Source organism: Mucilaginibacter sp. OK098 (genome assembly GCF_900142915.1).
GTDB lineage: Bacteria > Bacteroidota > Bacteroidia > Sphingobacteriales > Sphingobacteriaceae > Mucilaginibacter.
Genome location: NZ_FRCM01000005.1, coordinates 469,004 through 486,008, shown reverse-complemented (window position 1 = coordinate 486,008; position 17,005 = coordinate 469,004). Strand labels below are relative to the sequence as shown.

Annotated in this window: 18 protein-coding genes and 3 tRNA genes; 10 read left to right on the top strand and 11 right to left on the bottom strand. The window is 41.4% G+C overall.

Going from position 1 to position 17,005, the window contains the following annotated elements; all coding sequences use genetic code 11:
- Positions 1-25: 25 nt before the first annotated feature.
- Entirely contained in the window at positions 26-757 is a 732-nt protein-coding gene (locus BUE31_RS18845; RefSeq protein ID WP_073405566.1) for a Bax inhibitor-1/YccA family protein, read from the bottom strand.
- A gap of 144 nt (positions 758-901) precedes the next feature.
- Between BUE31_RS18845 and BUE31_RS18840 the strand changes: the two genes are divergently transcribed.
- On the top strand, positions 902-1,579 hold the full coding sequence (locus BUE31_RS18840; RefSeq protein WP_073405369.1) for a DUF6624 domain-containing protein: 678 nt from the start codon (positions 902-904) through the stop codon (positions 1,577-1,579).
- A gap of 100 nt (positions 1,580-1,679) precedes the next feature.
- Here the strand turns inward: BUE31_RS18840 and BUE31_RS18835 are convergent, their stop codons facing one another.
- Together BUE31_RS18835 and murQ are read right to left on the bottom strand one after the other, a co-directional pair.
- Entirely contained in the window at positions 1,680-2,246 is a 567-nt protein-coding gene (locus tag BUE31_RS18835) for a hypothetical protein (protein ID WP_073405368.1), read from the bottom strand.
- 195 nt (positions 2,247-2,441) lie between these two features.
- Positions 2,442-3,248, bottom strand: a complete 807-nt coding sequence (murQ, locus tag BUE31_RS18830; protein ID WP_073405367.1) for an N-acetylmuramic acid 6-phosphate etherase — start codon at positions 3,246-3,248, stop codon at positions 2,442-2,444.
- Positions 3,249-3,407: 159 nt separating this feature from the next.
- On the opposite strand from murQ, the gene BUE31_RS18825 reads away from it, so the two are divergent.
- Entirely contained in the window at positions 3,408-5,003 is a 1,596-nt protein-coding gene (locus BUE31_RS18825; RefSeq protein WP_073405366.1) for a S41 family peptidase, read from the top strand.
- A gap of 168 nt (positions 5,004-5,171) precedes the next feature.
- Here BUE31_RS18825 and der read toward each other — a convergent pair whose 3' ends face one another.
- Together der and era are read right to left on the bottom strand one after the other, a co-directional pair.
- A complete protein-coding gene (gene der, locus BUE31_RS18820; protein WP_073405365.1) occupies positions 5,172-6,473 on the bottom strand; it encodes a ribosome biogenesis GTPase Der in 1,302 nt (433 codons plus the stop codon).
- A gap of 194 nt (positions 6,474-6,667) precedes the next feature.
- Positions 6,668-7,543 carry a GTPase Era gene (gene era / locus BUE31_RS18815; protein ID WP_073405364.1) on the bottom strand — a complete coding sequence of 292 codons (876 nt, stop codon included), beginning with the start codon at positions 7,541-7,543 and terminating at the stop codon, positions 6,668-6,670.
- 145 nt (positions 7,544-7,688) lie between these two features.
- Between era and BUE31_RS18810 the strand changes: the two genes are divergently transcribed.
- From BUE31_RS18810 to BUE31_RS18800, 3 genes are all read left to right on the top strand, one after another.
- Positions 7,689-7,761: transfer RNA gene (locus BUE31_RS18810), tRNA-Met, on the top strand.
- Positions 7,762-7,898: 137 nt separating this feature from the next.
- Positions 7,899-7,971: transfer RNA gene (locus BUE31_RS18805), tRNA-Met, on the top strand.
- A gap of 244 nt (positions 7,972-8,215) precedes the next feature.
- A complete protein-coding gene (locus BUE31_RS18800) occupies positions 8,216-9,040 on the top strand; it encodes a hypothetical protein (RefSeq protein WP_073405363.1) in 825 nt (274 codons plus the stop codon).
- Between the two features lie 529 nt (positions 9,041-9,569).
- Here BUE31_RS18800 and BUE31_RS18790 read toward each other — a convergent pair.
- The 4 genes from BUE31_RS18790 to BUE31_RS18775 are packed head-to-tail and all read right to left on the bottom strand — an operon-like array spanning position 9,570 to position 12,068.
- Positions 9,570-10,280 (bottom strand): SDR family NAD(P)-dependent oxidoreductase, encoded by a 711-nt coding sequence (locus BUE31_RS18790; protein WP_073405362.1) that lies wholly within the window; start codon positions 10,278-10,280, stop codon positions 9,570-9,572.
- 3 nt (positions 10,281-10,283) lie between these two features.
- Positions 10,284-10,742, bottom strand: coding sequence for an SRPBCC family protein (locus BUE31_RS18785; RefSeq protein ID WP_073405361.1), 459 nt, complete (start codon positions 10,740-10,742; stop codon positions 10,284-10,286).
- Positions 10,735-11,226, bottom strand: a complete 492-nt coding sequence (locus BUE31_RS18780) for an SRPBCC family protein (protein ID WP_073405360.1) — start codon at positions 11,224-11,226, stop codon at positions 10,735-10,737. The genes BUE31_RS18785 and BUE31_RS18780 overlap by 8 nt, the downstream gene beginning before the upstream one ends.
- 53 nt (positions 11,227-11,279) lie before the next feature.
- Positions 11,280-12,068 carry an SDR family NAD(P)-dependent oxidoreductase gene (locus BUE31_RS18775; RefSeq protein ID WP_073405359.1) on the bottom strand — a complete coding sequence of 263 codons (789 nt, stop codon included), beginning with the start codon at positions 12,066-12,068 and terminating at the stop codon, positions 11,280-11,282.
- A 107-nt stretch (positions 12,069-12,175) separates the two neighbouring features.
- Between BUE31_RS18775 and BUE31_RS18770 the strand changes: the two genes are divergently transcribed.
- On the top strand, positions 12,176-13,165 hold the full coding sequence (locus tag BUE31_RS18770; RefSeq protein ID WP_073405358.1) for a GlxA family transcriptional regulator: 990 nt from the start codon (positions 12,176-12,178) through the stop codon (positions 13,163-13,165).
- Between the two features lie 310 nt (positions 13,166-13,475).
- Here the strand turns inward: BUE31_RS18770 and BUE31_RS18765 are convergent, their stop codons facing one another.
- Positions 13,476-14,198 (bottom strand): BCDIN3 domain-containing RNA methyltransferase, encoded by a 723-nt coding sequence (locus BUE31_RS18765; protein WP_073405357.1) that lies wholly within the window; start codon positions 14,196-14,198, stop codon positions 13,476-13,478.
- A gap of 84 nt (positions 14,199-14,282) precedes the next feature.
- Here BUE31_RS18765 and BUE31_RS18760 point away from each other — a divergent pair, with 84 nt between their 5' ends.
- Both BUE31_RS18760 and BUE31_RS18755 read left to right on the top strand, forming a co-directional pair.
- Complete coding sequence (locus BUE31_RS18760) at positions 14,283-15,185, top strand: LysR family transcriptional regulator (protein WP_073405356.1); 903 nt, start codon at positions 14,283-14,285, stop codon at positions 15,183-15,185.
- Positions 15,186-15,260: 75 nt separating this feature from the next.
- Positions 15,261-15,333: transfer RNA gene (locus BUE31_RS18755), tRNA-Met, on the top strand.
- Positions 15,334-15,417: 84 nt separating this feature from the next.
- Here the strand turns inward: BUE31_RS18755 and BUE31_RS18750 are convergent.
- On the bottom strand, positions 15,418-15,573 hold the full coding sequence (locus BUE31_RS18750; protein WP_200801952.1) for a LysR family transcriptional regulator: 156 nt from the start codon (positions 15,571-15,573) through the stop codon (positions 15,418-15,420).
- A 122-nt stretch (positions 15,574-15,695) separates the two neighbouring features.
- Here BUE31_RS18750 and BUE31_RS18745 point away from each other — a divergent pair, with 122 nt between their 5' ends.
- The gene (locus BUE31_RS18745; protein ID WP_073405355.1) at positions 15,696-16,103 is read left to right on the top strand and encodes an EthD family reductase; all 408 of its coding nucleotides are present in this window, start codon (positions 15,696-15,698) and stop codon (positions 16,101-16,103) included.
- Positions 16,104-16,281: 178 nt separating this feature from the next.
- Positions 16,282-16,962, top strand: coding sequence for a GDSL-type esterase/lipase family protein (locus BUE31_RS18740; RefSeq protein ID WP_073405354.1), 681 nt, complete (start codon positions 16,282-16,284; stop codon positions 16,960-16,962).
- The last annotated feature ends 43 nt before the right edge of the window (positions 16,963-17,005 follow it).

Below are 17,005 nucleotides of genomic sequence, written 5' to 3'. Positions count from 1 at the left end.
GGCACGTTAATAGCACTTATTTTTCTTACCTTCTACCACCAAAGATGCGCAGCATTGACATAAACAGGTTAATAAAGGTTGTGTAAAGCATAAAAGCACCCATAATAACCAGTTTTTTTGATTCGGCGGTGCCGTATTCAATACCTGCCCCAATGCGTTTAAGCATTTGGATATAATATGCTGTAAGGCCAATCATGATCACCATAAATGCAAAGCTCACGATATATTGAATCTGCGAGCTGCCCAAAAAGAAGTTTATGATGCTTACTGCAAATACCCCAAAAAATATTATCATTAATATTGAACCAAATTTTGACAGGTCCATTTGCGTGGTATAACCTGCAATTGCCATAATAGCAAAAACAGCAGATGCACTTAAAAACACGCCAAACATTGAGCTTGCGGTATAAATAAGACCCAAAACGCTTAAGCTTATTCCCATTGTTGCTGCATAAGTAATAAACAGCACCAACGTAACAGGATACGACATGCGGTTAAAACCAAAGCTTAAAGCCATTGAGAAGGCAAGCGGTGCAAATACTGCGGCATAACCCAAGCCTGTAAACCCACCTGCTACAGGATTGATTATAAGGCTCATTAAACCCTGGTTACCAAAAAACTCAAAGGCAACAAAAGCAGATATGCCAAGGGCAGCAAACATCCATGCAAATACTTTAGCTAAATATTTACGTGATGCATCGGTTTCATTTAATTGTATTACGTTTTTATAAACGTAGTCAGGATTGTTATTTTCCATTTTTTTATTAAAAAATTTATTATTCAAATTTAAATATAGATTCGGGATTTAGACGAGTATTTTAAGAAATAGTTTAGTTTAACAATTAACGGTAACATCAATCGTTTTATTTGATCTAAAACAAATAAATCATCCTAAACACTAATGAGACACACCTTTTTAGCGCTTTCCCTGACATTTTTAGCCACAACAGCATTTGCACAGGTAAATACTTTCACGATTGACAGCAGCAAATTAAATAACCCTTTAATGCTCGTACTTGATACTATTTACAAAGCTGACCAGGGCAGCAGGTATAGGGCACAGGACCTTTCAAAAGCCAAAGCCACAGCAGCCAAGGTTGATTCAGCTATAAAAGCAGCCCATATTGCTGATAGCCTGAATATAATTAAAGTAACGCAAATTATTGACAAATATGGCTGGCTTGGACCGCAGGATGTGGGCATGAACGGTAGCCAGGCATTGTTTTTAGTGATCCAGCATGCCAACCTTGCCACTCAGCAAAAATATTTGCCAATGATAAGAACAGCGGTAAAAGATGGCAAAACCTTGTCAAGCAATTTGGCATTGTTGGAAGACCGTGTAAATATGCGCGAAGGCAAAAATCAAATCTACGGCAGCCAGGTATTCAGAAATAAATCAACCGGAAAAATGTGCTTCTACCCTATTGCTGACCCCGACCACGTAGATGAAAGGCGCAAAACCATGGGCCTGCAACCCATTGCCGATTATGCTAAATTGTTCAACCTGGCCTGGGATGTTGAGGCTTATAAAAAGGACCTCCCGGAGATTGAAAATGCGGCTAAAGCACAGAAATTTTAGTTATGGCAAGAGACTTACGAAGTTTTGAAAACTTCGTAAGTCTAGCTTCCTATTTTCCTTCTTTCGGACTTTACTGACTTCCGGACTTTCCCGACTTTTCTCAACTCAGCCTCTTCGTCAGTTGTTCTTCAACTTTTTTAAACACCTGGATAGGTTTTAATGATCGCCAGCCAAGGTCATCCAAGGCGCCGCCGAAGTTGATATAGTAGTCAATGTTATTCCGTTTAAATTCCTCTATCACATGATCCCTGAAATTTATTCCGGCTATCCAGCCATCCTCTACATCCTGGAACCATTCTTCATAATAGCAGTCGTCAGATGAGTGAAAGTTCAGCACATTCTCGCCTATCAAAATAAAATGGTTAATACCGTTGTCTATCATCAGCTCAATGATCTCGCGCTTCATCAGCATAATATCATTGTTGATGGCATCATTCCACTCGCCTATAAATTCAATAATGGAATACCCTTTTTCATAGTCGGCAAATAACACCTTCATGTATAAAGTATTTGAGCCGAATGAGTCCCATTGCGGGTGTAACAGGTAATTATAGATCTGTTTATCAAACTCAAACTCATTATACTGCGTTGCATAAAAAGGAGAATATTCATCCTCTGCTGCAACATAATCATCCCGCCATTTATAATATGGTTCTATCTCGTGCATGTTCTTTCTAATTTCCAATGTGCAGATGTGCGGATGTGCGAATTCAGCTTCGCATCCGGCAACATTTGCTTATCCCTATCCATAAACAATCATTCTCTATTTTAAGCAGTCAAATTAATCATCCGCACATTTGCATATTCGCACATCTGCACATCTTTTTTAATCCGCACATCTGCATATTCACGCATCCGCACATCAATTCTTAATGCTCTCCACAGCTTTCCTAACGCTTCCGTATTTTTTCAGCAGATCGCCTGCTGTTTTTTCGTCTAAACCCGTTTCGTTCATCACCATCCTGGTGCCGCGGTCAACAAGCTTATTATTGGTTAATTGCATATCAACCATTTTATTGCCCTTTACTTTGCCAATCCTGATCATTACGCAGGTGCTTAACATATTTAAAACCAGCTTCTGTGCTGTCCCTGCCTTCATCCGGGTTGATCCTGTTAAAAATTCAGGGCCGGTAACTACTTCAACAGGGTATTTTGCTTCAGCTGCAACCGGGCTGCCCGCATTACAAACAATACAGCCTGTAACAATATTATGTTCATTTGCCTTTTTTAAGCCGCCAATAACATAAGGTGTAGTGCCTGATGCCGCTATGCCTACCAGCACATCTTTTTCATTAATGTTATATGTTGCCAGGTCAACCCATGCCTGTTCGGCATCATCCTCGGCATATTCAACAGCTTTGCGAATGGCGAAGTCCCCTCCCGCTATTATTCCTACTACTTCATCAAACGGCACACCAAATGTAGGCGGACATTCCGAAGCATCAACTACCCCTAACCTGCCGCTTGTTCCGGCGCCTATGTAGAACAACCGGCCACCTTCCTTCATTTTAGTGGCCGTTATTGTAGCCAGCTTTTCAATTTGTGGTAAGGCCTTTGCCACAGCCAACGGAACAGTTTGATCTTCCTTGTTTATATTTTCAAGGATCTCCAATACCGGCATTTGCTCCAGGTTATTATAACGCGACTCCTTTTCGGTTGTGGTTTCCATTTAACAAAATTGGGGAAAAATATTGAAAGATGTGAGGTAAAGATGTGAGATTTAAGATGTGAGATGTGAGATAAAAAAATAAAACTATAGTCTCAAATCTCATATCCCAAGTCTCATATCTCCTTGTATTTAACTAACTTTGCAATAATTAAGAAAGGTATGAAGAGAGCTGCTGGTATAATTTTCAGGACGATGGTATTGGTGTTGCTGGGTATAACTATCGGCATATTTATCAGTAACCGCAGCCTGATGAACCAAAGTTTAGGTTTTTCATTAGAAGAAAACGATAAGATCTCCAAGGTTCTTTCTCTTGTAAAGCAAAATTATGTCGATTCTGTAAATGTCGACAGTGTTGAAGGTGCTACCGTTAATACTATGCTGCAAAACCTTGATCCGCATTCCCTTTATTTGCCTGAACAAAAGGCAACAACCATAAATGAAGGCCTTGCCGGTGGCTTTACAGGGATAGGCCTGGAATACCAGTTACTCCGTGATACACTTGTGATCACCCAAATTTATCCCGGCGGACCAGCTGCAAACGCAGGTTTAATTACCGGCGATAAGATCATTAATGTAAACAATAAAAGGTTTTCGGGCACTCATCTTACGGTTCAGCGCGTAAACAAAACTTTAAGGGGCGAAAAAAATTCGGCATTACTTGTTGCCGTTCTCAATCCAAATTCAGCAACCATAAAGCAATACACCTTAAAAAGAGGCTATGTTAGTACAAGCAGCCTTGATGCATCGTACATGGCTGCGCCGGATGTTGGTTATATTAAGATCAGCAAATTTGCTTTAACTACTGATGCTGATTTTCGTGAAGCTTTAAGTAAACTCAAAACAAAGGGCATGCAAAAACTGGTGCTTGACCTGCGCGAAAATGGCGGTGGCTACCTGAATACAGCAACAGCGCTTGCAGACGAATTTTTGAAAAAAGGTAAGCTTATTGTTTATACCCAGGGTATTCATGAAGAACGCCGGGATTATTTTGCTACTGATTCCGGTACTTTCCAGGATGGTAAACTAGCGGTGCTAATTGATGAGTATTCCGCATCCGCCAGCGAGATCCTGGCAGGCGCCCTGCAGGATCTTGACAGGGCTGTTATTGTTGGCCGCCGCTCATTTGGCAAGGGCCTGGTTCAGCAGCAATTTGCTTTTAACGATGGGTCGGCCGTTAACTTAACCATTGCGAGGTATTATACACCTTCGGGCCGGTCTATCCAGAAATCGTACAAAGCAGGGATCGACAGCTATCACAATGAAATTACCGAAAGGATGCGAAAAGGGGAACTATTCTCAGCCCAAAGCAACCTTAACGACAGCATTTTTAAAAAGCCATCGCCCTATCATACCTTAAGCGGTCGCAAAGTTTTTAGCGGCGGTGGCATAATGCCCGATATTTTTGTACCGGCTGATACCACCCAGAACACTTACCTTTTGCAGCAATTGAGCGATCAGCAGTTATTTACAGCATATACCATTGATAAGCTGCAACCGCAACTAAACAAATTTAATTCGGCTGAAGCTTTTATAAAACAATATAGTGTTAACGATGATGATCTTGATAAATTTATCATGTATGCCTCTCAAACCATTAAGGAAATAAATTCGCAGGAACTGCTAATCTCTAAACCAACCATAAAATCAATGCTTAAGGCCAGCGCTGCCCGCTTTAAATGGGGCGACAATGCTTATTTTGAAGCTATCAACAGTGATGATAATACGCTGGTGAAAGCGATTGAAGCGGTGAAGTAGATGTGCGGATTTCGGATGTGCAGATGTGCGAATGAAGTCAGATGTGCAAATTTCGGATGTGCGGATGAAAGAATTAATACCTAACGGATTTAAATCAGGATGTAAAATAACTCCCATCACTAAAGCATCTTAACATCATCCGCACATTTGCACATCCGAAATCCCCCCCTACTTCTGCCTAAACCACACCTGTACCGGCGCGCCGTTAAAATCAAAGTTTTCCCTGATCTTATTTTCTATAAAGCGGTAATAAGGCTCTTTTACGTATTGAGGTAAATTACAGAAGAACGCAAACATGGGTGATGTACCTGCTATTTGTGTAATGTATTTTATCTTAACGTATTTACCTTTTATTGATGGCGGTGGATAAGCTTCAATAATAGGAAGCATAATTTCGTTAAGCTTAGAGGTTGGGATCTTCCTGATCTTGTTTTGATAAACGGTGTTTGCTGTTTCAATTACTTTTAAAACCCTTTGCTTTTCAGTAACAGATGTAAATACAATAGGCACATCGGTAAACGGTGCTATTTTATCTTTTATCTGCTCTTCAAAAACTTTAATGGTTTTGTTGTTTTTTTCAATAAGGTCCCACTTGTTCACTACTATCACCACACCCTTTTTATTCTTCTCGGCAAGGTGGAAGATATTGATATCTTGCGATTCGATCCCTTCAACAGCATCAATCATTAATATCACTACATCAGCTTCTTCCAGCGCCTTTATGGTACGCATTACCGAGTAAAATTCGATGTTCTCTTTAACTTTTGTTTTTTTCCGCATCCCGGCAGTATCGATCAGCATAAAATCATGCCCATACTGGTTGTAATGGATGTGGATAGAATCGCGGGTGGTACCTGCAATGGGTGTAACAATATTACGGTCAGTCCCTATCAGTGAATTAATGATAGATGATTTACCTACATTAGGCCGGCCTATAATGGCATATTTAGGCAGTTGATTTTCTTCAAGCGGCTCATCATCAAAATGCTTAACTACCTCATCCAGTAATTCGCCAGTACCAGAACCGGTCATTGATGAAATATTGTAAAGCTCACCAAGTCCCAGGCTGTAAAATACCATTGAATCAGCCAGCTGCTGGTTGTTATCCAGCTTGTTTACCACTACAAACACAGGCTTTTTGCCTTTGCGAAGTATGTTGGCTATTTCATCATCAAGGTCGGTAATGCCGGTAGTTACATCAACCATAAATAAAATTACGGTTGCCTCTTCAATGGCAATTATTACCTGCTCGCGGATCGCGGCTTCAAACACATCAACAGAATTGGCAACATAACCACCCGTATCAATTACGGTAAACTGGCGACCGATCCACTCAGAAACACCATAATGCCTGTCGCGGGTTACGCCGCTAAAGTCATCAACAATAGCCTTGCGGGTTTCGGTTAAACGGTTATATAAAGTTGATTTGCCTACGTTGGGCCTGCCCACTATGGCTACTATATTGCTCATTTTATTATTAGATTCAAGAGTCAAGAAAACAAGAATAAAGATAGCTGCAATTAGCTTTCCTGCACTTTTTACTTAACCCTAATATGTATTTATTAAATTTTTGTCTTAAATCCAGATTCTTGTTCTCTTGATTCCCGACTCTTTCTTACCAGTCTTAAATCTTGATTCTTGTTCTCTTGATTCCTGACTCTCTCTTATTCGTACCCAAATTTTTTCAGGTAATTTTTCTTGCTGCGCCAATCGGGGATAACTTTTACAAACATCTCTAAAAAGACCTTTTTCTGGAAAAAATCTTCCATATCCCTGCGGGCATAGGTACCCACTATTTTAAGCATTTCGCCGCCTTTGCCTATAATTATATTTTTCTGCGAATCGCGCTCTACTATAATTTCAGCGCTGATGCGGTGCAGCTTTTCACCTTCAACAAAAGCAGTAACTATAACCTCGGTACTATAAGGGATCTCTTTTTTGTACTGTTTAAAGATCTGCGCCCTTATCATTTCCGATGCAAAAAACCGGTCGTTACGGTCAGTCAGCGCATCCTTTTCGTAATAGGCGGCATGCTCGGGCAGGTGCTCAATTACAAAGTTCATAACAGCAAGCACATTATAATCCTTTAAAGCTGATATGGCAAAAATTGCTTTAGGCTTCAGCTTCTCTTCCCAAAATTCAACCTTGGCTTTTACAGTTTCCTCGTCACTCTGGTCAACTTTATTAATCAACACAGCAACCGGCGCCTGTGTGCCCTCCAGTTTTTTCAGCACATCGGCCTCATCATATTCCTCATAAATATCGGTTACCAGCAAAATCAGGTCGGCATCAACTATGGAGCCGTCTACCTGGTGCATCATACTTTCGTGCAGGGCATAGTGTGGTTTAATAACACCGGGGGTGTCTGAAAATACAATCTGGTAGTCCTCATCATTGACAATACCCAATATACGATGCCTTGTTGTTTGTGCCTTGGGGGTGATGATTGACATTTTTTCACCAACAAGGGCATTCATAAGGGTTGATTTGCCTGCGTTGGGCTTACCAATTATACTCACGAAACCTGCCTTATGCGCCATAGAAAAATAATTAAAATAATATTTGGACTGCAAAGAAACGAATTATATCTTTGCAGTCCAATTAAAACGGAGTGCAAAATGCATTTTTAGCTAATTGGAAGCAACTTTCCGAAGTTATGATCGGATCGCAACATATAAAATACAGTGCGGGATGGAGCAGTTGGTAGCTCGTCGGGCTCATAACCCGAAGGTCGTAGGTTCGAGTCCTGCTCCCGCTACCGAAAAACCTTTAGTAAATTTACTAAAGGTTTTTTATTTAATAACAGTAATAATGCGGTGAGGCAACACCGGACGTAAATCAAATAAAAGAGGCCCTTTTCGAAGTAATGAAGCGGATCGTAACCAATAAAAACAGTGCGGGATGGAGCAGTTGGTAGCTCGTCGGGCTCATAACCCGAAGGTCGTAGGTTCGAGTCCTGCTCCCGCTACAAGGTAAGTTAAAAGTCTTTAGTCGCAAGTCTGAGGACTTTTTTCATTTGGTTTAGTCTTCAGACTACCGGCATAGCCATCCGAGTTTTTAAACTTCGGACAGCGGGGCTTTCAATCGTTGCATCCAGACCTGCTATAATTTTTCGCGGGCTCTTTCCATTTTTCCGTCTTAGTATGCTTTAATGTCCTATAAATGAGCTACTATTGTATCTATATTGAAACGAACCCCGTAAAACGCTTAATATGAAACTAAATTTTACGCACCTGTTGTTTGTACTGTTAGCCGTCGTGTTCTTCTATGCGTCGTGTAAAAAGGCAAATGTTCCTTCAGTAAGTAACACTACAAAAGCTGTTGATTTCAAGACGCTAAGCAGCCAGATTGGTACGCAATTTTACAAGTCAATTACCGGACGATACGGTGGAACAGATGTAAACAAAGGCATAACCTCACCTCATGAAGCTGCTTTTGCCGCGAACAAAAAGTTTTCACTTAACAGCGTAGTTTCTTTATGTGGTACCGTTATCGACACAACGTATAATACGATAACCGGAACAAACCCCATAGATACCATTAAAACGCATTTTGAGAACTTCCATTTTACCTACACCTGCGATGCTGGTCAGGTTAACGGTTATCTCGTTCGCGACAGCCTGGTAAATGTGGCAATCCATGGTGGTGTGTTGATTACTGACACCTACGCAATCACGCAAAATTATGCTGTTAAGGCGCTTGATCAAACCTATAAGTATGTTTCTATGGACGGCTCACTAAGCTCGCTGGTAAAAAGTGCGAACGGTGAAGCGCCCTCTTTTAATTCAACCGCATCTATTTATTATTTAGTTGGCCTTAGAGTAAACTTTGCTTCAGGCCCGGCTGATATTACTGCCGGTACCACAAGTTTTAAAACTACTACAACGGTGTATGTCGCGCAAGCAAGGGTTCCGTACCAGGTTACAACCTATTATGGCACTATCCAATATTTAGGCAATCACAAGGCAAAGGTTACCTTTATCCCAGGAGCGGCCTACATAGTTGATTTGATGACCGGTGTTGCTACGCCTGCTTAACAATTTATCGATCAGGATTACTGAAACGGTCAGTCTATTTCAGGAAATATCTTAAGTATTCAAAATAAATTCTTAAGAAAAAGGATTATCTGTCCCTTGAAAACAAAAAAACCTTGTAAAATCCTCATTTACAGAACCTTCAGATTTCATTAGCGGAATGGACGCGACTCGACACCCTTGACCCCCATGCGTGACAGACATGTATTCTAACCAGTTGAACTACCACATTCCCGAAACAAGCAATTAACTTTTAATAACTAATTTCCACGCCAGCTGTCCGTTTGCAACTTCGTATGACTATGCTTGTAGACTGTGTCTACATTGATAGCCAGGTCATCAATTAGTTTTAAATCCTTCAAAAAGTTCGAGATTTGTCCCGTTCCGTCTACAAAGCAAATCAAAAGCCTCAAGTCGAAAGATTTGAGGCTTTTTTGTTTATAGAAGGTTGAATCATATCCCCGACTGGCAAACTTGGGTTGGAATAATGCGGTTTACCTAAGAAAATACTACTATTTAGGTGTTCTTTTTTTTATCCATGTACAAAGGCGGCATTCTGGCGTTCCATCGCTTTTACCGAGCCATTGCGCCAGCTCTCCGCCATAGATGCCGACATCGGTTCAGGAAAGATTTCCTCTTCTCCCCGTTCCACACCATCAAAAATGGCCTCCGCAGCCGATTCGCGCGAAGCCTTTGGAATATCAAACCCGCGGTTCATATCGGTATCAACAGGTCCTGTTAAAACGGCATGTACATTTACGCCTTTCCCGCTCATATAAGCGCGCAGGGATTGGGTCATGGAGAACAAAGCCGCCTTGGAGATGGAGTAAGAAGCAATTGGCGGTAAAGGGGCAAGAGACACTATAGATAATATGTTGACAATGGCCCCGCCTGAGCCGATCAGCAAAGGTAAAAATGCCTGCGTCAGGTCATACGTTCCGAAAAGGTTAACGTCCAAATGTTTCGTAATCGCTTCTCGGTCGCTGAGATTGTCAAACGATGCGATACCTGCATTATTAATCAGCATATCCAGTGAAGCAATCTCTTGAACAGCTTGTCGAATCTGCTCCGGGTTGGTGATATCCAGCATTAATGGTATAACCCGGGCATCCGGATGCTTTAGCAGAACCCGCGTTCCGGCATATACTCGTTTTGCGCCCCTGTTAAGGGCTTCTGTTACCAGTGCCTGGCCAATACCACGGTTTGTGCCGGTGATTAATATCGTTTTATTTGTAATGTTCATGATTTATTTAGTTAATTCTTCTTTGGTTGTCGGATTTCCTTTTCCTGTGGTTATCAGGTTTTTCAGGCTGTTATTGATATAACCGGTCCAGGCATTGGAACAATCGTTATAACACTCGCCTTGCGGCACTAAGCCTATGTGCGTAAAACGCACCTCTGTCTGCTCGCCTTTTTTAGTGATATCGAAAACTATCTGCGTGCCGGTCCATTCACTTTCGTCATCAATAAAAGTGAGCTTACTCTCTGTGATTAGCCAAACGATTTTGCTGTAGGGCACCACTTCAATGAGCCTTTGTTTACTATAGTGCACATTCCAGAACTGTACAAAAAATTCGTCGTTCAGCTTTTCGGTGTTGCCTTCTACACCTTCCGTCCACCAGCCGCGAACGTCGTTAATCGCTTCAAAAACTTCTTTTGGGGTTTGATCAACCAGGAAGCCGGTTGTGAAATCCTGCTTATTCATGCTGCCCTCCTTTCAATGCTTCTGCACTATTGATGGCTGGGATATAAGGGTTCGGTTGGCCTTTGCCGGTTTCAATAAGGCTTTTCAGGCTGCCGGTAATATAGTTGCCCCAGGCATCTGAGCATATCTGATAACATTCATAAGCAGGCACTAAACCGATATGTGTAAACACTAATTGCGTTCTGCCGTCCTTTTGAGAGATATCGAAACTAATTTTTGTGCCCGTCCACTCTGCTTTGTCTTTGGTAAAATCAAATTTATTCTCCAAAACCAGCCAAACAACCTTCTTGCCGGGAATAAATTCGATAATTTTCAATTTGCAGCGGTGCACATCTTTATAGTGATAATTGAACTCGGCGTTCAACTTATCAGTCGGGCCCTCTATTTGCTCCGACCACCAGCCCCTAACATTGTTGATGGCTTCAAATACTTGCTCCGGGCTCTGGTCTACCTGGAATGTAGTGGTGTAATCTTGCTTTGACATAGTTTTTAAATTTGATAGGTTTACTATCGTAGTTAGACAAATGATTAAAAGTTTCATATGATCATTCCCGCCGTTAAGTTGACAATTGTACCGGTCATTGCGCTTCCTTCGTCCGAAGCTACAAACACAGCAGCGTTGGTAAGTTCTGCCAGGGAAGTCAAACGCCCGCGATGGGTCATGCCCTCCATAACACTGTGGAATTGCTCGTAAGTTATCCCGTGTGATTTCCCTTGTATTTCCCATACCTCACCGATTAATGGCGTTTCGGGAATGCCTGTTGTCTGCATGCAGGCTGCTCTAACTCCTTGAGGTCCGCATTCTACAGAGAGTGACCGGCAAAGTGCTTCTAATGCCGACCAGGCGGGCACCATCCCGCCCACAAAGGGTGGGCTGATCCGGCTGGCATTTGGCGTATGCATAAGTATTACACCATTACCCTGCTTACTCATTACACGGGCCGCAGCCTTCGCTGTTATAAAATGAGACCGTGTGTAAATGCTGATGGGAAGAAAAAAAGCATCGGTAACAAGCTCTGTCAGCGGGATACCTTGAATACCTTTTTGCGGTATCCCTATTGCGTTGAACGAAATATCGATTTTGCCGGCTTGCTTCATCAACATTACCATGTGTGCATTTACTGCCTCCTCATCCAATGCGTCGAGTTGAGTTGTGGTAACAACCCCTCCAAGATTTCTAATTTCATCAGCTATGGCATCACGCTTAGAAGCGGTACGCCCCGTTAAAAAAACCTGTGCACCTTCCCGGGCAAAGGCCTTCGCGATAGCCCCTCCTATCGCGCCGTCTCCATAAACAACGGCAACTTTATTTTCTAGTCGCTTCATATTATCAAAAGTATTGTCTAAAATCGTTTTTGTAAGGGTGCTAAATAGACTTTATAGTGGGTTGATTTGGACACCGATAACTACTATCTTTGATAAAATTAAACCAGATGAAGCATCTCACGATTATATTCCCGGGTGAACAAAGTAACTTCAGCACGGTGGCCTGTATAGCCGGTACCTTTGAAATAATTGCAGCCGCTAATAGTTACCGCCGCAGCACCGGTAAAAAAGACCTGTTCACGGTTCAACTAGCCGGAAGCGTTGAAAAAAAAGAAATGTATGGCGGCATGTTCACCGTGAAACCCCAGGTTGATATTTCGTCGATAGCGAAAACCGACCTCATTGTTATTCCTTCGTCAGTTCCTTTTTATCAAAAAGCCGGACAGGAAAACGCAGTGTTGATTGATTGGATCAAAAAACAATACAAAGACGGTGCGGAAGTAGCCAGTATCTGTTCCGGTGCATTTATGCTGGCTTCCTCGGGTTTACTGGATGGCCGCAACTGTTCCACCCATTGGGCCCATGCGGATGCTTTCCGGCAGCAGTTCCCGAAGGTGAATTTAAAAGAGGACCAACTGATTACCGACGAAAAAGGTATTTATACTAACGGCGGGGCTTATTCCTTTCTCAATCTGATGGTTTTTTTAGTGGAGAAATATTACGACCGGCAAACGGCCATCTATTGCTCCAAAATTTTCCAGATTGAGTTGGACAGGAACAGGCAGTCCGCATTTGCCATTTTCACCGGGCAAAAACTCCATGGGGATACAATGGTAGAGCAGGCACAGATTTATATAGAAAGCCAGTTAAACGAAAAAATATCAGTGGATGAGTTGTCTGCTAAATTTTCCATCGGCAGGCGGAATTTTGACAGGAGGTTTATTAAAGCTACCGGCAATACCCCTATTGAATATGCGCAAAGGGTAAAAATTGAATCTGCAAAAAAAGCATTAGAGACCAGCCGCAAAACCGTTAACGAAGTAATGTATGAGGTAGGTTATTCTGATGTAAAGGCATTCCGCGAGGTTTTCCGCAAAATCACGGGCATTTCACCCCTGGAGTACAGAAGCAAATACAATAAAGATGCCGTTCAATAAAGCGTATTCATGTGAAATAACTATATCAGACGATACACAAACTTGCATGGATCGAAATAAAAAATAAGTCAATCCTTTCCACCAGGTAAAAGAGAACAAGGGAAACTGATAACGAGACATTAATCAGGAAAATTGATAAAGAATTAACGATACCCTGGTTGAAAACTGTCTTGTTTTTTCGGGGAATTTTAGGCTCAAGCCCATAGGCATATAGATTAAGATGTGCTGTTATAGCGGCCTTTATTTCAAGAAAATAAAGGCCGCATTGAAAATCTGCAGTAGTCCTGGATTATAAACCGGGGCTGGCGCTCTATTTTATTGCTCCAAATGCAGCAAAGCACGAGTTTTTATGTAATACCTCTATGCTCCTAAATCCAACTTTTGCAAGCAACTCAAGCTGGTAATTGAGTGAGCGTGGGGTGTCCTCATAATTTACATAGTCAAATACTTTCTGACGATATTCGCGGCCCCCGAGACTCTCTAAATAATTACCGTATTTATCTTCAAATAGCCTTTTGATCATTTCAGAGTCATGTGATATAAGGTCTGACACCCAAAAGCTTCCTCCCGGTTTTAGCGCTTTATAAATTTTATTAAACATTAATTCCCAGTCGTCGTCATCGCGCAAATGATGCAGGGTGGCTGCAGCAAGAATAATATCAAAATGATTGTCAGCCAAGTTCAAGTTTCGCATATCGTCCTGAATTAAAGTTATAGTACCCTCTGTTTGTGGCACAATCCTTTCCTGGGCTTTTTGCAACATCGGCATGCTCAAATCATTCAGAACGCAGTTTAGGTTCGGAATCTTACTCAACATTTTCAAGGTGTAATTACCTGCGCCGCAGCCTATGTCAAGCAGCTGCGTGGCATACGGGTTAGTATACTTTGCAGCTTCAGTGCATAACTCCATGGTTAACGGCGCATCAATAGTGGTTTGCTGGCCGGTTTCGAGGTTGGAAAACCGTTCAGTGTCGTTGTCAAATCTCTCCCTGATCTGTTGATTTGTTGCCTTTTTTGAATAATCCGTTGTCATACTTAAATTTTGATTTGTCGAAGTTACCTGGTTTATTCATATTTGAAAAATATCAATTTTATCAACTATTGATACTTTATAGGTATGGAACTAAGACATCTTTTATACTTTAAAACAGTTGCCGAGCAATTACATTTCCGAAACGCCGCATTAAAGCTTTTTATTTCTCAACCGCCCTTAAGCCGGCAAATAAAAGAGCTGGAGAATGAATTGGGCGTACTGTTATTTACACGAAAAAATAAGCGGGTAAACCTTACCGACGCAGGCAAATATTTTGCAGCCGAAGTGGATGCCATTTTTGCGCGCCTTGAAGAAAGTAAAAGCATTGTTAAACAAATTCATAAAAGCGAAAGCAGCGAATTAAAGATCGGCTACATTAGTTCTGTATATCAATCGCACCTTGCCGATGTTTTAATAGCTATGCGCGATGTGTTTCCCTATATTAAAACAAATTTGTTTGAGATCCCGACGCTGATGCAGATAAAAGCGCTTGAACAGGGCAGCCTAGATGTGGGGATCCTGCGTGCACCTGTACATTCAACCCAATTAAAAGTGCAAACACTTTTCTTTGATCCTTTCATGGTGGTTATCCCTTTAGTTAAAACCAGGTTTAAGCAGCAGGAAGAACTCGCCGCCTATATTAAAAATAGTCCGTTTATATTTTTTAGCAAGGATTTCGCACCTCATTATAACGACAAACTCGTTGAAATATGCGGAAGGATGGGTTTTAACCCCGAGATTGTACACGAAGCTAACAATGTGCATTCGATACTACAATTGATTGAAGCCGGCCTAGGTGTATCTATTTTGCCTTATTCGCTCAGGCAACAATATAGTTACTTAAATGTATCATTTATAGAATTAGAAAATATACCAGTTAACACCGAAGTGGTATTGGCTTATAAACAAGCAAACCAAAATCCAGCGCTTAAATGGTTCATCAAGCATTATATGGAGAAAGCTATAGCGGATATTAATTATTATTAAAGCAATAACCAGGTTTTCTTTTTAGGCAACACATGCCAAAACTTATCATACATTTGCAGCCCCAACAAAAAATAGTGCGGGATGGAGCAGTTGGTAGCTCGTCGGGCTCATAACCCGAAGGTCGTAGGTTCGAGTCCTGCTCCCGCTACAAAGAGAAAAGAAAGCCTTTAACGAAAGTTAGAGGCTTTTTTGCGTTTGAGGTAGTCAGAGTTACAGACATAGTGGTCTGAAGTTAGAAACTTCGGACAGCGGGAACATTTAATTCATCTTCCAGTTGCTTAATTTGCTGTGATAAAGTACTTTGGCTGATATTCAAAGCTCTTGCAGCTTCCGTAAAATTTAATAGCTCTTTGGCTTTCAAAAAATATTTGAGTTGTCTTAATTCCATATTTCTAAATCGGTTTTTTCGATTGTTTTCATAGAAAATAACGTTTTGCGAATAAAGGCAATATTTTAATATTTGCGTAATAATACTCAAATTGAACATTTTATCAGTTAAAAAACTTAATTATGAAATTTAAACTAATTGTATCGTTTTTACTTTTATCTGCTTGTTTTACCGCGTTTAGTCAAGAAAAGCAGAACATGGCTGTTGTTGAAAAAGGCTTAATTAAAGTATCCATCATGTACCCTTATGCCGAAGGTAAAACCTTTAATATGGAGTATTATGAAAGTAAGCACATGCCTATGGTAGCAGCGTTTTTAGGATCAAATTTGATTAAATACACCATTGAAAAAGGGCTTGCCAGTGGTATTCCTAACCAACCACTGCCTTTTATGGCCATTGGCACATTTTATGTAAAAAGCCTAAGCGACTATCAAACGGCTATCGGACCGAATAGAGACGCCATTCGTGCGGATTTTTCAAATTATACCAATATCAGTCCTGTCATTTTGGTGAGTGAGGTGATAAAGTAAACATAACATTTTCACAAAATGGCAGCCAACTCGCCGGTTGAACCAACTCATAAATGTTAGCGAATATTTGCAAGTTATGCATTAAGCGGTTCGGGTCTAGATCTAGCAGTACAATTATTTTATTATTCGCCGTCATTTTTATGCCAGGCTCGCTATATTTATTTATTAAATTAAAATTATGAAGTACCTCCTCTTTGTCCTGTTGTTCCCGCTGGCTGTACAGGCGCAAATTGTTACCAATCAACGGGTGTATGACACCATACCCTTTATCCCCGAACACACCCCGCAGCGTTTGGCCCAATTTGCAAAAGAGCCGATAGTAACGGGCAGGATCATTTTTCTGGGCAACAGCATTACCGAAATGGGCGACTGGAAAAAGGCCACAGGCGACACAACCGTTATCAACCGGGGCATAGGGGGCGACATTACTTACGGGGTTTTAAAACGCCTTAAGGATATTACCGACCGACAGCCCTCAAAGGTTTTCCTGCTGATTGGTATTAACGACATTGGCAAGGACATCCCGGATGCAGTGATCGCGGACAATGATCTCAAAATAGTAAAGGAAATACATGCCAAATGCCCGCAAACTCATATTTATGTCCAAAGCGTACTGCCTGTTAATTCAACCATAAAAAACTTCCCGCAGCATTATGATAAGGAAGAACATGTACTGGCCCTCAATAAGTTGCTGCAGGCCAATGCAGCAGCAGGCAACTATACTTATATAGACATCTTTCACCTGTTTGCCGATACTGACGGTCGGCTGAACAGCGAATACACCTACGAAGGGCTGCATATTAAACCACCGGCTTATGATATTTGGGTGGCATACCTCAGGAAGATGGGATATTTGTGAAACAAATAACAAAAAAAGTGGGTTTATATGGTTAACATAGTTT

Bases quoted from the DNA above. Each gene is read 5' to 3' on its own strand.
- BUE31_RS18800 (WP_073405363.1), top strand. From the start codon at position 8,216: ATGAAACTAAATTTTACGCACCTGTTGTTTGTACTGTTAGCCGTCGTG.
- BUE31_RS18770 (WP_073405358.1), top strand. From the start codon at position 12,176: ATGAAGCATCTCACGATTATATTCCCGGGTGAACAAAGTAACTTCAGC.
- BUE31_RS18840 (WP_073405369.1), top strand. From the start codon at position 902: ATGAGACACACCTTTTTAGCGCTTTCCCTGACATTTTTAGCCACAACA.
- murQ (WP_073405367.1), bottom strand. From the start codon at position 3,248: ATGGAAACCACAACCGAAAAGGAGTCGCGTTATAATAACCTGGAGCAA.
- BUE31_RS18825 (WP_073405366.1), top strand. From the start codon at position 3,408: ATGAAGAGAGCTGCTGGTATAATTTTCAGGACGATGGTATTGGTGTTG.
- BUE31_RS18790 (WP_073405362.1), bottom strand. From the start codon at position 10,280: ATGAACATTACAAATAAAACGATATTAATCACCGGCACAAACCGTGGT.
- BUE31_RS18750 (WP_200801952.1), bottom strand. From the start codon at position 15,573: ATGGAATTAAGACAACTCAAATATTTTTTGAAAGCCAAAGAGCTATTA.
- era (WP_073405364.1), bottom strand. From the start codon at position 7,543: ATGGCGCATAAGGCAGGTTTCGTGAGTATAATTGGTAAGCCCAACGCA.
- BUE31_RS18780 (WP_073405360.1), bottom strand. From the start codon at position 11,226: ATGTCAAAGCAAGATTACACCACTACATTCCAGGTAGACCAGAGCCCG.
- BUE31_RS18835 (WP_073405368.1), bottom strand. From the start codon at position 2,246: ATGCACGAGATAGAACCATATTATAAATGGCGGGATGATTATGTTGCA.
- BUE31_RS18765 (WP_073405357.1), bottom strand. From the start codon at position 14,198: ATGACAACGGATTATTCAAAAAAGGCAACAAATCAACAGATCAGGGAG.
- BUE31_RS18775 (WP_073405359.1), bottom strand. From the start codon at position 12,068: ATGAAGCGACTAGAAAATAAAGTTGCCGTTGTTTATGGAGACGGCGCG.
- der (WP_073405365.1), bottom strand. From the start codon at position 6,473: ATGAGCAATATAGTAGCCATAGTGGGCAGGCCCAACGTAGGCAAATCA.
- BUE31_RS18845 (WP_073405566.1), bottom strand. From the start codon at position 757: ATGGAAAATAACAATCCTGACTACGTTTATAAAAACGTAATACAATTA.
- BUE31_RS18740 (WP_073405354.1), top strand. From the start codon at position 16,282: ATGAAGTACCTCCTCTTTGTCCTGTTGTTCCCGCTGGCTGTACAGGCG.
- BUE31_RS18760 (WP_073405356.1), top strand. From the start codon at position 14,283: ATGGAACTAAGACATCTTTTATACTTTAAAACAGTTGCCGAGCAATTA.
- BUE31_RS18785 (WP_073405361.1), bottom strand. From the start codon at position 10,742: ATGAATAAGCAGGATTTCACAACCGGCTTCCTGGTTGATCAAACCCCA.
- BUE31_RS18745 (WP_073405355.1), top strand. From the start codon at position 15,696: ATGAAATTTAAACTAATTGTATCGTTTTTACTTTTATCTGCTTGTTTT.